Source organism: Brucella anthropi (genome assembly GCF_046630315.1).
In the GTDB taxonomy this organism is placed as follows: domain Bacteria; phylum Pseudomonadota; class Alphaproteobacteria; order Rhizobiales; family Rhizobiaceae; genus Brucella; species Brucella anthropi_A.
This window is the reverse complement of sequence record NZ_LQBD01000038.1, coordinates 61,348-75,476: the sequence shown is the minus strand read 5'-3', so window position 1 is coordinate 75,476 and position 14,129 is coordinate 61,348. Positions and strand designations below refer to the sequence as shown.

Sequence of the window (14,129 nt, the reverse complement as noted above, 5' to 3'; positions counted from 1 at the left end):
GGCGGCGCGAACCGCCCTCCTGGGCCTTATTCAAAAACCGAACGTGGGAAGTAGAACGACACGACCCAGTTCGGCTGATCGACGATTTCGCTGATACGCAGATCGCCGCAGGCCGAACAGAGCATATAGGCATCCACCGGATTGAGGTTCTGCGTCTGGCAAAGAAGATCGATCATGTTGGAAAGGGCGGCTTTCGCGCCCTCCCACAGATCGGACCCGATACCGGTGGTCACTTCGTAACCGCTGGTGTCGAGGTGCCGCGTCACTGGCCCCGGCGTGGTGAACCGGGGCATCTTCAGTGGCGTATCCTTGATGAGATCGAGCGTCAGCGCGACATTCATCGCGCTTTCGATGGCGGTGCCGCAAACTTCCCCATCGCCCTGGGCCGCATGGGTGTCGCCGATGGAGAACAAAGCGCCCTCAACCTCGATCGGCAGGTAAAGCGTGGTCCCCGCCGCAAGATCACGAATATCGAGATTGCCGCCCACACGGCGCGGCGGCACAACCGAATGGAGACCTTTTTCCGCCGGTGCGACACCGATGGTTCCCGCGAAAGGCTTCAACGGAACACGGGCATGCTCTCCAAAGAGTGCCGGTTCCAGCGTCGTGGGATTATAGTTCCACAAGGCCAGCGCCGGTTCCTTGAAGTCGTCGGCCAGAAGTCCGAAGCCCGGAATGTTCGCGGTCCAGCCGAAGCCGGAGGGGTCAAACTGGTGGATGGTAATTTTCAGCACATCGCCCGGCTTGGCGCCATCGATGAAGATGGGGCCGGTAACCGGATTGACCGTGGAAAAATCCATCGTCGACACATCGGCGACCGTGCTGCCGCGATGATAGTGGCCTGCGCCGCTGTCAAGACATTCGAATTTCAGGGTCGAGCCGGGCGCAACCGTTTCCGCTGGCTGGAACGCATTGTCCCAGCCGAAATGGTGATGCCGGCCATGAATGGTATATTGGCAATTATTGCACATCTTTTGCATAAACCTCGTCGTAATTGACCGGAATGTGGACAGGATCGACGAAGATCGCGTCGGGACCGCCCAGACGTTCGGAGCGAACCGAGAAGCGCTCCTCGTTGAAGACCGGCGCCCATGGCGCATCGTCCATGATCTTCAGGTAGATATCGCGCCACAGCGCTTCACGCTCCTGCTTGCGGGCAGGGTCAACGATGGCGTCGGCTTCCTGCGCCTTCCTGTCCAGTTCTTCATTGCAGTACCAGGACCAGTTCCAGCCGCCCTGAACCGCGCCGCTGCAACCCAGGATCGGGCCATAGAAGTTGGATGGATCGGGGAAATCGGCAATCCAGCCCATGCCGCCGGACCAGATCATCGGCGCGTCGTCTGGCTCGCCACCGGCTGCGATGACATTGGCCTGCGCCAGCGACTTGATCGCGGCCTTGATGCCGATGGCGGCCAGGTCCTGCTGGATGGCCTGCGCGATGCGCGGCTGCGGATCGGTATTGGCCACGAACAGCTCGGTTTCAAACCCGTCGCCCATGCCGGCTTCGGCAAGCAGAGCCTTGGCTTTTTCCGGATCGTACGGGTAGCCCTTGTAATCCTTGGCATAGCCCGGCATGGACGGCGGCAGCGGCTGATTGGCGGGAACCGCGCGGCCGTTGATGATACGCACGATGCGGTCCTTGTTGATGGCCATATTGACCGCCTGACGCACCTTCACATTGTCGAAAGGCTTGATCTTGACGTTCATGGTCACGTAGCCGGTGTGCAGCTGGCCGCCCTGAATGATCAGGTCCTTGAACTTCGGATCCTTGGTGACTTCGATGAATTTCGCAGGCGGAATGCCGTCGCCGGGAATGTCGACTTCCCCGTTTTGCAAACGCAGGAGCGCAACGACCGGCTCCTGGCCGACCTCGAAGGTGATCTGGTCGAGCTTCGGCAGGGACGGATTGTAATAATCCTTGAAACGTTCAAAGACGATGCGCTGGCCAAGCGTCCATTCGGTCATTTTGAAAGCGCCCGAACCGACCGGATGCTTGCCGAAATCCGCGCCGTATTTCTCGACCTCCTCCTTGGGCACGATATGGGCGAAATTCAGCGCCAGCACATGCAGGAAGGTGGCATCGGGACGGCTCAGTTCGAACTTGACGGTGTAGGGGGCAACCACGGTGATGCCGGAAAGCGTCTCGGACTTGCCCGTGGATGCATCCTCAAAGCCGACGATGGAGCCGAAGAAGCCCGCGCCGGGGCTCTGGGTCTTCGGGTTGACGACGCGCTCGATGGAATATTTGACGTCATCGGCGTTCAGTTCGCGACCATTGTGGAACTTCACCCCCTTGCGCAGCTTGAAGGTGAAGGTCTTGCCGTCTTCGGAGATGGTGTAATCGTCCGCGATTTCCTTGCGCAGGTCGGTGGTGCCCGGCTCATAGTCCATCAGACCGTCGAACAGCGACTTGATCATCGACCAGTTCTGCCAGTCATAGCCGATGGCGGGATCGAGCGTCGAAACGTCGTCCTTGTAAGTCACGATCATCGAGCCGCCCTGCTTGATATCGGCAGCCTGCGCGCCGAACGAGATGGCGAGGCCAAGCGCCAGGGCTGATATGCCGGATAGAAAAGTCTTTTTCATTGGTGTCCCTTTCTCTGGAGTCTTTTGGTGTCACCGCAGCTTGATGCGCGGATCGATCAGTGGCGTGATGAGGTCGGCGAGCAGGTTGCCCAGAACAATGGCGCAGGCGGATATGATCGTGACCCCCATGATGATGGGAATGTCCACACGCTGGATTGCCTGCCATGCAAGCTGGCCGATGCCGGGCCATCCGAAAACGCTTTCAACGACGACGATACCCGACATGAACAGGCCGATGTCGATGCCGATCATGGCGATGATCGGCAGGATGGCATTGGGCATGGCGTGGCGCAGCAGGATCTTCCAGCGCGCCAGCCCCTTGGCGCGGGCGGTGCGGATATAATCCTGGCGAAGAACGTCGAGCAGCGAGGAGCGCATCATGCGCGAATACCAGCCTGCGCCCAGAAGGCCGAGCGTCAGGGAAGGCAGGACCAGATGCTGGAACGTGCCGTAACCGCCGATCGGAAACCAGCCGAGTTTGACCGCAAATATGTAGAGCATCAGAATGCCGATGACGAATTGCGGCGCCGAAACGCCGATGAATGAGAAGATCATTAGCGCATTGTCGGTGTGGCTGCCGCGCCGGGTGGCTGCGATGACGCCCATGGTGAGACCGATGGCAAGTTCGCAGAAGATGGCTCCGGCCATCAGCAGCAGGCTTGCGGGCAGGCGCGACCAGATGAGGGCGGCCACTTCGGTTTTCTGAAGATAGGAGCGTCCCAGATCGCCCTGGAGAAGCCCTTTCAGATAGCGCAGATATTGCTCGTAGAAGGGCAGGTTGAGGCCCAGCTGTTCGCGGATGTTCTCGACCGTCTGCGCCGTGGCGCTGCGGCCTGCGATCTGGCGTGCTGGATCGGCCGGCACCAGATAAAGCAGGATGAAGGTCACGAAGCTGATGCCGATCAGGATCATCACGGTCTGGATGAGGCGGCGGGCAATATAGGCAAGCATCAGTGGTGTCCCTGCTGTGTTGGGTCGAGCACATCGCGCAAGGCATCACCGACGAGGTTGAAGGCGAGCGCCAGCAAGAGGATCGCCGCGCCGGGAATGAAGACGAGCCACGGCGCACTCGTGAAATAGGTCTGGTTTTCGAAGATGATGTTGCCCCAGGAAGCCGTCGGCGGCTGCACGCCGATGCCGAGGAAGGACAGCGTCGCCTCCAGAAGGACGGTGGTGGCGATACCGAGCGTCGCCCAGACGATCATCGTGGAAAAAAGATGCGGCAGGATATGCTTCAGGATGATGCGCGGCGCCCCTGCGCCCATGGCGCGCTCCGCCTCGATGAAATCGCGTTCGGAGAGAGAGCGGGTTTCCGTGTAGAGCACGCGCGCAATCTGCACCCAGTTGACCATGGCGATCACCATTGCGACGATCCAGAGGCTGGGCTTGAAGATCGCCGCGAGAACGATCGCCAGCAGCAAAGCTGGGAAGGCCATCATCAGATCGGTGAACCGCATCAGCACGGTTTCCACCCAGCCGCGAAAATATCCGGCGCAAATGCCGACGGTCGAGCCGATCAGCACGGCGATGCCGTTGGCCACCACGCCGATGATCAGCGATGTCTGCGCCCCATAGATCAGGCGGGAAAACAGATCGCGCCCAACTAGGTCGGTGCCGAACCAGAATTTCATATTCGGTGCCAGCGGCGCGCCTTCCAGAGTGAGGCCGTCGAAAAACTGTTCATTCGGATCAAACGGAACGATCCAGGGCGCGAAGAGCGCGGCGGCAACCGTGACGACGATGACGACAAGCCCGAATGCCGCCAGCGGTCGGCGGACGATGCGGCTGAGAACGCCGCGTTCGGCTTTTTTCTGGCCAACCGGAAGAGTGTCAAGCGCGCTCACGATCGTTCCCCGTCTGCGTTTCGCTCAAGAACCGCCGTGCGCATGCCTCGACGCTGATGCGCTCGGCCATCGCGGCAAGGCGCAGCTTCTGATAAGCCTGCCTGGCGGAAATATTGTCGGCGAACATCAGGATCGCCGTTGCCTGTGCAATGGCTTCGCGCCCGGCAAGGCTGTCGCGCAGTTCGCCGATTTCGGTTGCCAGCGCATGACGACGCTGGAAATTGTGCATGGCGATCACCAGCGCGCTATAGACGCCCGCACTGCCGATGGGCTTGAGAAGTTGCGCATCGGCACCCTGGTTGAGTGCCCAGCCGATCCGGCCCGGCGCTTCCGAGCCGATCAGGGCGACTGTGGGCACGGGGGCCTGCTGCGGCGGCCAGGGAAACTGCTCGTCATAGCCCATGTCGACATCGAAAAAGACGATATTGAACCGGGAAATGTCGGCCTGTTCGGGCAGGTTCGGCCAGCATTCGACGGCCTCCACGCCGATCCGGCGCAATTGCTGCACGATGGCATCGACATTCGTGTGGCGCCGATGAACAATCAGCGCGGTCCAGTTTTCGAATGCGCCCCAACTGGCGACGGTGAAGGCCTGATCGGTCGTAGTCATTTGACGAGCCTTAGAAAGCCGGACTGCTGGCCCGGATTGGCGGATGTTTGAAGATGCGTTCGAGCCATGAACGGGTCGGGCTGAATGGAAATCCCGGCCTCATGCACGATTTCAAAGCTGCAATCCTGCCTGGCCCGTCCGATATGGGCCGGCAGGGCGATGTGGTTCGTCCGCGGTTCAACGAGCACATTTCCCAGCGGCGTGCTGGTGGTGTGCGTCTGGACGGCGGCCAGCACTTTTTCAACATCGTCGGTGCCAGCCCGTTCGATGCCGGCGGCGATCATGAGAACACTGGAATAGGCCTGGGCAAAAGTGGCCGATAGGCTGCCGTCAAAGCCGTTGTTCCGGACTGCTTCGAGAAATGTGCGGTTGGTTTCCCCCGGCAGCGTGCGGAAATAGCTGCTCACGCTGTAATTGCCCGCAGCCGCGCTGCCGACATGCTCCAGTTCGCTTTCATAGAGATTGCAGCTGAGAACAGGCCTCGCGGCGGTGCGGAAATCGCTGTTTCTGCGGCCCAGTTCCGCATAAGCGCGCAGAAATGTGTAGGACGATTCGCCGATCAGGTTGTTGAGGATGAAATCGGGCTTCTTGCTTTCGATTTCCCGAATGAGATGGTCGATATCCGTGTCGCCGATTGCAATGGCGCGTTCGCCAAGGACTTCGCCTCCGGCGGCATTCAGCATTTCGCGTGCAAGACGATTGGTTTCCCAGCCCCATATATAGTTCGAACCGAGCAATATGGCGCGATTGCCGAAGCGGGGCATAATGAAATCGATCAGCGGTACAAGATGCTGGTTCGCGCAGGCTGCCGCATAAACGACGCGGTCACTGGCCTCAAAACCTTCATAGACGCAGGGATACCAGAGCAAGGCGTCGCGTTTCTCGACAACGGGAATGACTTCCTTGCGGCTCCAGGATGTCGTGCAGCCGACGATATGCCTGACACCGTCCTGTGCGATCAGATTTTCGCTCAGCGGTGCATAACGGTCGGGATTGCCGCGCGGGTCGGCAATGCGTGGCACAAGGCTGAACGGAAGCGCACGATCATTGACGGCCCTGATCGCCTCCATGGCTCCGCAATAGCCCTCGTAGCCCAGCTTTTCGTAGGGGCCGGAATGCGAGAACAGGACGCCGACAGGAATGTCTTCTTTGTTGTTTTGAGCCATGCGGAACGCCAAACAAAAAAGCCCCACCCGGAATTTTCTGATTCCGGGAAGGGCCCAAATGCCAATTATCAATTTCGCAGGGAAATTACCGAATTTCGGCTGTTTTCGTCAAGCTATTTCTTGTTGCTGCTATTTTAAGCAATTTTATTATTAGATAGGCAAAGTTCGGACCTTTTGTGCGTTCAGTGCGGCGCTGTCGCAAGGCTTGCCCTGGGGCTTGCTGTTTAAGGTGGCCGACGGAGGGCCAAAAGGGCGCACGTCCATAACATCACCGCCCAGAGCAATTTCATCAAAGCAATGTCAGGATACGCCGTGCCGTCGCCTTTGCCGACCATGGGTTCTGGCCAGTCGCAAGGCGGCCATCGGTAACTGCATGCGACATAAAGGGCAACAACGCCTTCTGGCATCGCGCGCTACGCTTCTTCATTTCAGCCTCGCTGTTTTACGCAATATCCTGCGCATTGAGCCGGGGACGGAAATCAGGCGCGCTGACAGCGTCGCAATGTACTGTTTAACAGGAGACGCCTGGTCCGCCGGGGTTGAAACGCACCTCAAAGCCGTCCTCGCGGCCTTCTCGCGGCGAAAAAAGGTCAATCGTCCCGCCTGTACCCGTGGCGATGGCCTTTGCAATGGCAAGCCCAAGTCCGGTGCCGTCGGCCTTGGTGACACCGCGCTCGAAGCGGTGTGACAGCCGCTCGAGAATATCGGGCGGAACGGCAGGGCCGCCATTGGCAACGCTCAGTTTTCCGGCGGCGGCAAGCGTCACCTCCACCGGCTCGTCCTGCGGGCCGTGTTTCAGCGCATTTTCAATGAGGTTGCGCGCCAGAATGGCGAAGGCGTCGGCATCGATATCGGCCTTGACTGCCGTGTCGGGCGTTGAAAGCCGGATGCGGTTTTCAGTACTGCCGGGCTGTGAAAGCTCCCGCACGACCATGCGCAGGATCATGGCCATATCGATGGGTTCCGCGGCATGAAGGCGCCCGCCTTCGGCCTTGGCAAGCTGCATCAGCTTTTCCGAAAGGCGCGACAGGCGGCGCAGGGCTGCCTCGATCTGTTCACCGCGATTGCGTGCGGCCGCATCCGGCGTTTCGGCGATCAGCCGCTGCGTTTGGGCAAGGGCGGCGGCTATCGGCGTGCGCAGTTCATGGGCCGAATTGGCGGTGAAGGAGCGTTCGGCCTCCAGCGCGCGTTTGAGCTTGTCCAGAAGGCGGTTGACTGCCTGCGCGATGGGGCTGATTTCCAGGGGCAGGTCATTGACCGCGACAGGCGAAAGGTCGCCGCTGCCCCGCGCTTCGATATCGGAGCGGAAGGTCCAGAGCGGCGACATGGAGACGCGCACGATGCCCCATACCCCGATCAGGCTCAGCGGAATGACGAGGCCGAGCGGCAGCGCCAGCCGCCACAGAACCTGCCTAGCCACGCCGCGGCGCGCGCCCAGCGGTTCGGCGACCGCGATATTGACCGCGCCCTGCAAGGCGGCATCGAAATAGATGCGGTGGGTGGGCGTGGTCTGGAAACCCATGGTGGTGAAAGGCGGGAAGACCGACAGGTCCGCACTGTGCGATTGCAGCAAGACCTCACCCGCCTTGTTGCGCACCACATAGGTGAAATATTCATCATGTTCGCGCAGTGTCGCCATGCGCTGGTTGATCTCGTCATCGCTTTCGCGTTCGGTGATGTCGAGAACGGCGAGCGGCAGGATGCGCTGTGCCGTTTCCTCCAGCGCGCTGTCGAAGACGACATTCATCTCGCGGCTGAGCTGTGCGGCGGTCACAAGGGCGGCAATGGTCCACAGCAGCGTGATGCCAAGCCCCAGCCACAAGGAAATGCGCCATTGCAGGCTGCGCGGGCGCATTATCGCGCTGCTCCCGGCTTGCTGCCCAGCCGGTAGCCGATGCCGCGAACCGTCTCGATGATGGCATGGCCGAGCTTTTTGCGCAGGCGGCTCACATGGACCTCCATCGTGTTGCTTTCGACTTCCGTATCGAACGAATAGAGATGTTCCTCAAGCTGGGCCTTGGACATGGTCTGGCCCGGATGCTGGAGAAAGGCTTCCAGCAGCGCCCATTCGCGCGCGGTAAGGCAAAGCGCGCGCCCTTCGCGCAGGACGGTCCTGGCGGCAAGGTCGATTTGCAGGCCGCCGATTTCGATCAGGGGATTGGGATTGCCGCTATAGCGCCGCGCCACGGCGTTCAGCCGGGCGGAAAGCTCGCAGAGATCGAAGGGCTTGGTCAGATAATCGTCGGCGCCGGCGTTCAATCCCTGGATGCGGTCGGAAATCTGGTCCAATGCCGTCAATATGATGACGGGTGTGGTGCAGCCCTTCATGCGCAGATCGCGCAGGAAAGGGAGGCCCTGCCCATCCGGCAGCATCAGGTCGAGGAGCACGAGATCGTAATGCGCGCTGCGCATGTAATCATCGGCGGCATCCAGACGCATGACCCAATCGACGCAATGGCCGTCGGCCGCGATGTGGTCGCGCACGGCGGCGCCGAGGATGGCATCGTCTTCGATCAGGATAATTCTCATGCCTTGGTCGTTCCTGTTTGCCTGCCGCTTTTGCCGGATAAACCTGACAATTGCCTGACAGGAAAAATTTTTCGGCTTCAGGTGCTTGTCAGGAAACGGTGACATGAATGCGGCATCGGAACTTGGAGACAGGACAAAGACATGAAGAAAATCCTCCTGATGACTGCACTTGCTGCCGCAATTGCCGCGCCGCAGGCCGCCTTGGCGGATGACGATTGCAATGTGCCGATGGACAAGTGGCAGTCGCGCGATGCGGTTCAGCAGATGGCGACTTCGCTCGGCTGGAACGTCAAGCGGATCAAGATCGATGACGGCTGCTATGAGATCAAGGGGCTGAACGGGGCCGGAAAGCCCTTCAAGGCCAAGATCAATCCGCAAAGCCTCGCCATCATGAAACTGAAGGTCAGGGGCATGGATGACGACCGCGATCATCGGCATGACCGCAAGCAGCGTGGCGACGCCGCTCGCCCGTCGGACGGAGCGCCCGCCAACAAGCTGATCCAGAAGGGCACCACGCCGAAGGTTCAGGTGCAGTAGCGAGCCTTTTCCGGTTTTCCCCGGCCAACCGTGCTTTGCTTGCCGGGCGGACAGGCCCTCCGTCAACATTCAGACCATTTTGCACCGGCCTTGCCGCGCCGGTGCGAAAGCTCCGCTTTTGCATATTTCCAGAATGAAGGTCGATACCCATGAAATCGCTTCTGTCAGCACTTGCTTTCACCACTGCCCTGACATTTCCCGGTCTGGCGCTGGCGCAGCCGGTCACGCTGACCACCACGCTCAATAATTATGGCGGCGACGGAGCCTATATCGCGCTCTATGTGACGGATGCTGAGGGCGCTTATGCCGGAAGCCTGTGGATGGCGGGCGGCAAGTCGAAATATTACCAGCATCTGACGGGCTGGTATCGCGCCACCGGTGGCGATATGGCCGAGATCGACGGCATCACGGGTGCAAGCGTCGGTGCGGGCCGCACGCTGGAAATCACGCTTGATCTGGCCGATGCGCTGTTCGATGCGGGCTATACGTTGCATGTGGATGCGGCGGTTGAGGATATGCAGGACAGTCCCGACGAAATCGCCATACCGCTGACAAGCAAAGACAGCGGCTCCCCGGTTCGTGGACGGCGTTATATCGCCAATTTCACCTATACGAAGTAAGGAGCTGGCCATGATCCGCTGGTTGCATCGCTGGCCCGGTATAATAGCGGCTGTTCTTTTGATGGTGCTGGCATTGAGCGGCACTGCCCTGTCGGTCTTCCCGGCGATGGAGAGGCTTTCCGCGCCGCAGGCTGAGGCGGGCCTTTCTGTCGCCGATCTCACGGGGCGCATTCAGGCGAATTATCCGACAGTCGAGCAGGTGCGGCGCGCACCTTCCGGCAAGATCACCGCTTACTGGTTCGATGCGGGCACGCCGCAATCGGCCGTCATCGATCCCGCCACCGGGCAGGGTGTCGCTCCGGCAAACCCGAACGGGGTGGAACAATGGCTGAAAGGTTTGCACCGTTCGCTCTTTCTGGGGAACAGCGGGCGCATCGTCATTGCCGTTGGCGGCCTGGTCATGCTGGGGCTCAGCATAACGGGCGCCTTTCTGGTTGCCCGGCGCACGGGCGGCTGGAAAAACTGGTTCAAGCCGCTGCGCGGTGCCGCCAGCGGAAGGCTGCATACGCAAGTGGCGCGCATTGCCGTTCTGGGTCTGCTCCTGTCTTCGGCAACCGCCGCCTGGATGTCGGCATCTACCTTCGATCTTCTGCCCGAAAACCCGGTTGTCGCCGAACCGGCCGGTGCAAGCGGTGAAACGGGCATGAAGCCGGCCTTCATCGCGACGCTGAGGGGAACGCCGGTTTCAAGCTTCAAGGAATTGACCTTTCCCTATCCCGGCGATGCGACGGATATGTTCGTGCTGAAAACGGACCAGGGGACCGGCTATCTGGATCAGGGCACCGGCGCATTGCTGGGCTGGCATGACTACACCGTCTGGCAGCACATCTCCCAGACCGTCAAAATGCTTCATACGGGCAAGGGCGCCGCTCTTCTCGGTCTCATCCTCGGCCTGTCATCGCTGACGGTGCCCTTTCTGGGCATTACCGGCATCGTGCTGTGGATCGCGGGAAGGCGCGCCCGCCCGCATATTCGCGATAATGCCGCAGCCGGAAAGGCAGACACGATTGTGCTGGTCGGCAGCGAGGGCGGCAGCAGCTGGGGTTTTGCCGCGACGCTTCACGCTGCCTTGCGCGCGAAGGGCGAGAGCGTCCATATTGGCGCAATGTCTTCTTTCAACCCGGCGCGCTATGCGAAAGCGCAGCGTATCCTGATCCTTGCCGCCACCTATGGAAATGGCGATGCGCCTGCCTCGGCCAAAGGCTTTCTGGATCGTCTGGCCGCCCTGCCGAAAGCGCCTGCCGCACCCCTTGCGGTGCTGGGCTTCGGCGACCGCAGCTTCCCGGATTACTGTGCCTTCGCAAAAGCCGTTGCGGATGCGGCGCAGGCAAAAGGCTGGAAGGAGCTTATGCCGTTCGAGACGGTCGATCGCCAGTCCACGCAGGATTTTGCCCGCTGGGGGCGGGGGCTGGGCGCCGCCATCGGCACCGAACTTGAGCTTGTCCATCAGCCGGTCATTCCGACGGTGACGGCGCTGACGCTTGTTTCGCGCCGGGACTACGGTGTCGATGTGCAGGCCCCAACCGCCATCCTGCGCTTTGCCCTGCCGCAGCCGACATTCTGGCAGCGGTTGAGCGGCGACGGGTTCAGCCGCTTCGAGGCGGGGGATCTGCTGGGGATCGTTCCCGAAGGCTCGGCTGTTCCGCGTTTCTATTCGCTTGCTTCCGGAAGCCGCGACGGCTTTGTCGAGATCGTGGTGAAAAAACATCCGGCAGGGCTTTGCTCCGGCCAGCTCTTCGAGCTTCAGTCCGGCGGCACAATGCGTGCCTTCCTGCGGCGCAACGCGAATTTTCACGCCGGAAAGGGCGGCAAGCCGCTGATCCTGATCGGTGCGGGCACGGGCATCGGGCCGCTGGCGGGTATCATACGCGCCAACAGGCGGCATCGCCCGGTTCACCTGTTTTTCGGCATGCGCCATCCGGCAAGCGATTTCTTCTACGGCGAGGATTTGCAGGCATGGCAAAGGGACGGCCATCTGCAAAATCTCACCACTGCCTGTTCCCGTGTCGACAATCCAAGCTACGTGCAGGACGCCTTGCGCAAGGAGGCGGCGGAGGTTGTCCGTCTCGTCAACAAGGGCGCGCGGATCATGGTCTGCGGCGGGCGCGAGATGGCGGCGGGCGTTTCTGCGGCGCTTGCCGAGATTCTGGCCCCGGCCGGGCTGACGCCAGCCGTCCTGAAAGCGGAGGAGCGCTATGTCGAAGATGTCTACTGACCTCAAACGCAATGCGCTGAACGGTCTCACCATGGGCACGCGCTGGTCGGCAACTTTTTACGCTCCTGCCGGCTTCGATCCCGCGCCCTTGCAAGGCGCGTTGCAACAGGCGGTGGATGCGGTGGACATGCAGATGTCCACCTGGAAGCCGGACAGCGATCTCATGCGCCTCAACCGCGCACCGGTCAGCGAATGGGTGGCTGTTCCCGCCTGCCTGATGGAGGTGCTGCGTCTTGCAATCGAGATCGGCCGTATTTCCGGCGGGGCTTTCGATGCAGCCATGGGCGATGCGGTGACGGCATGGGGCTTCGGCCCCATCCAGGCCGATCAGAAGCGGATAGGCGAGGCGCTGGCCCGACCGCGCATTGCCGCATATGACGCGCTGGAGCTTGATGTTTCAGGTGGGCGAGCGCGCAAGAAAGCTCCCATTGCGCTTGATCTCAACGGCATTGCCAAAGGCTATGGCGTGGATCGGCTGGCTGATACGCTTGAGCGCTTCGGCATCCACGCCGGTTTGGTGGGCATAGACGGCGAAATGCGGGCGCTGGAACTTCGTCCGGATGGCGCGCCGTGGAACATCGCGGTCGAGACGCCGGATTATAACCGCCGCGCGCCGCATTCCATGCTGGCGCTGCACAATGCCGCCGTCGCTACATCCGGCGACTACCGGCATTGGGTCGCGGCTGGCGGACACAGGTTGTCGCACACGATGGACCCGCGCCGGGGCGCTCCGCTTGCGGCTTCTCCTGCTTCCGTCACCGTTGTGGCAAGAAGCTGCGCGCAGGCCGATGCCTGGGCAACGGCGCTCATGGTGCTCGGCCCTGTGGCTGGGGCAGGGCTTGCGGATCGTCTCGGCCTCGATGTTCTGTTTCTGATGCGTGACGGCGAAACCATTTACCCGCAAACGGTCGGCGCACTTTTCTCCGGCGCTCCCTGTCCGGTGTGAAGTGCGCAATAGCGGTGAGCAAAGCAGTCACCATTATTCTATGCAGGGTCGGCTGATGCGGGTGAAATCATCAACCGGATGTGTAACCGGCAATATCATATGGCAGTGACCGGGATAATCCGGGATTAAGTGGGATTTCGCGATATAGAACGGAAAAACCCCGGAAAACCGGGGCTTTCATGAAATCCACAACTACTCGCCTCAAATCTGCAAGGCAAAATCAAATGGCAGGGCGAGGCTTTGACATCAAACTTAAATTGATCGCCCGAACCACATGACGCGTCCTGCGATATGCAACTGATCTATCTCGCCTTCTGTGATCTCTTCGGGCGGATATCGTGGATTGTCACTGATCAACTGAACAGAACCATTCATCCGAGCATGGATGCGCTTCACCAACACCATTGATCCGTACACCAACACGTAAATCGCATTGTCTTTAAAGCGGTTGATCGACGTATCTACCAAAAGGGCGTCTCCATCATGGATTGTTTCCATCATGCTGTCGCCACGGGCGGTGAGCACTCTAGCGCAGTCCGGGCGAATGCCTCTCGCCTTCAACCAATCAGTCTGAAACGCAAGAAAATCAAGAGCATCTTCAGTGTAAATGATTGATCCGGTGCCCGCAGACGGCTGAATATCGAGCCGTGGGATAAGCGCATATCCGTTATCCGAATTCACAATACTTGGCTCAGATGTTGCGGGCAGCGTTTGACCCGTATGCTTTGGGCCTTTGCCTGTTGCCAGCCAGTCCAGCGTTACGCCGCCAGCGTCTGCGATCTGTATGAGCTTTTCTAGCCCAGGCATTGTTCCATTCAAGTACTGCCGGAACGTCGAATCGCTGATTCCCGCTTTTTTCGAAAAAGCGTGAACAGATTCCCCGTCAACGATCTGCCCTAAGCGTTCTGCGAACGTTGTTCCCATAATTACGTCAACTCTGACCCTTCGCCAGACATATGAAATTGGCAGCGAAATTGTTAAAATCGCTGCGATATCAATATGTTGGCCTAATATTCACGTAATTACGTAAAACGAATAAGTCTGACCGCAAATAATCACGGTTTTACGTTGACTTA

At 60.1% G+C, this 14,129-nt stretch carries 13 protein-coding genes and 1 pseudogene; 4 read left to right on the top strand and 10 right to left on the bottom strand.

Annotated elements, in window-relative coordinates:
* Window positions 1-26 precede the first annotated feature (26 nt).
* The 9 genes and pseudogenes from AVM02_RS18110 to AVM02_RS18070 all read right to left on the bottom strand — a co-directional run bounded on the left by AVM02_RS18110 (window position 27) and on the right by AVM02_RS18070 (window position 8,735).
* Entirely contained in the window at window positions 27-971 is a 945-nt protein-coding gene (locus AVM02_RS18110; protein WP_411508296.1) for an acetamidase/formamidase family protein, read from the bottom strand.
* Entirely contained in the window at window positions 961-2,586 is a 1,626-nt protein-coding gene (locus AVM02_RS18105; protein WP_411508295.1) for an ABC transporter substrate-binding protein, read from the bottom strand. Before AVM02_RS18105 ends, AVM02_RS18110 begins: the two co-directional genes overlap by 11 nt.
* 30 nt (window positions 2,587-2,616) lie before the next feature.
* Entirely contained in the window at window positions 2,617-3,537 is a 921-nt protein-coding gene (locus AVM02_RS18100) for an ABC transporter permease (protein ID WP_411508294.1), read from the bottom strand.
* The gene (locus AVM02_RS18095; protein WP_411508373.1) at window positions 3,537-4,367 is read right to left on the bottom strand and encodes an ABC transporter permease; all 831 of its coding nucleotides are present in this window, start codon (window positions 4,365-4,367) and stop codon (window positions 3,537-3,539) included. Before AVM02_RS18095 ends, AVM02_RS18100 begins: the two co-directional genes overlap by 1 nt.
* A gap of 49 nt (window positions 4,368-4,416) precedes the next feature.
* Window positions 4,417-5,040 carry an ANTAR domain-containing response regulator gene (locus AVM02_RS18090; protein ID WP_411508293.1) on the bottom strand — a complete coding sequence of 208 codons (624 nt, stop codon included), beginning with the start codon at window positions 5,038-5,040 and terminating at the stop codon, window positions 4,417-4,419.
* Entirely contained in the window at window positions 5,037-6,206 is a 1,170-nt protein-coding gene (locus AVM02_RS18085) for a transporter substrate-binding domain-containing protein (RefSeq protein ID WP_411508292.1), read from the bottom strand. Before AVM02_RS18085 ends, AVM02_RS18090 begins: the two co-directional genes overlap by 4 nt.
* A gap of 289 nt (window positions 6,207-6,495) precedes the next feature.
* Window positions 6,496-6,648: pseudogene (locus AVM02_RS18080) on the bottom strand (type 1 glutamine amidotransferase domain-containing protein); the annotation flags it as partial.
* Between the two features lie 69 nt (window positions 6,649-6,717).
* Window positions 6,718-8,064, bottom strand: a complete 1,347-nt coding sequence (locus AVM02_RS18075; protein ID WP_411508372.1) for a sensor histidine kinase — start codon at window positions 8,062-8,064, stop codon at window positions 6,718-6,720.
* Window positions 8,061-8,735 carry a response regulator gene (locus tag AVM02_RS18070; RefSeq protein WP_411508291.1) on the bottom strand — a complete coding sequence of 225 codons (675 nt, stop codon included), beginning with the start codon at window positions 8,733-8,735 and terminating at the stop codon, window positions 8,061-8,063. Before AVM02_RS18070 ends, AVM02_RS18075 begins: the two co-directional genes overlap by 4 nt.
* A gap of 141 nt (window positions 8,736-8,876) precedes the next feature.
* Here AVM02_RS18070 and AVM02_RS18065 point away from each other — a divergent pair, with 141 nt between their 5' ends.
* The 4 genes from AVM02_RS18065 to AVM02_RS18050 all read left to right on the top strand — a co-directional run bounded on the left by AVM02_RS18065 (window position 8,877) and on the right by AVM02_RS18050 (window position 13,053).
* Window positions 8,877-9,272, top strand: coding sequence for a PepSY domain-containing protein (locus AVM02_RS18065; RefSeq protein WP_411508290.1), 396 nt, complete (start codon window positions 8,877-8,879; stop codon window positions 9,270-9,272).
* A gap of 149 nt (window positions 9,273-9,421) precedes the next feature.
* Window positions 9,422-9,892, top strand: a complete 471-nt coding sequence (locus AVM02_RS18060) for a DUF2271 domain-containing protein (protein WP_411508289.1) — start codon at window positions 9,422-9,424, stop codon at window positions 9,890-9,892.
* A 10-nt stretch (window positions 9,893-9,902) separates the two neighbouring features.
* On the top strand, window positions 9,903-12,107 hold the full coding sequence (locus AVM02_RS18055; RefSeq protein ID WP_411508288.1) for a PepSY domain-containing protein: 2,205 nt from the start codon (window positions 9,903-9,905) through the stop codon (window positions 12,105-12,107).
* Window positions 12,088-13,053 (top strand): FAD:protein FMN transferase, encoded by a 966-nt coding sequence (locus AVM02_RS18050; protein WP_411508287.1) that lies wholly within the window; start codon window positions 12,088-12,090, stop codon window positions 13,051-13,053. Before AVM02_RS18055 ends, AVM02_RS18050 begins: the two co-directional genes overlap by 20 nt.
* 252 nt (window positions 13,054-13,305) lie before the next feature.
* Here AVM02_RS18050 and AVM02_RS18045 read toward each other — a convergent pair whose 3' ends face one another.
* A complete protein-coding gene (locus AVM02_RS18045; protein WP_411508286.1) occupies window positions 13,306-13,977 on the bottom strand; it encodes an XRE family transcriptional regulator in 672 nt (223 codons plus the stop codon).
* Between the last annotated feature and the right edge of the window lie 152 nt (window positions 13,978-14,129).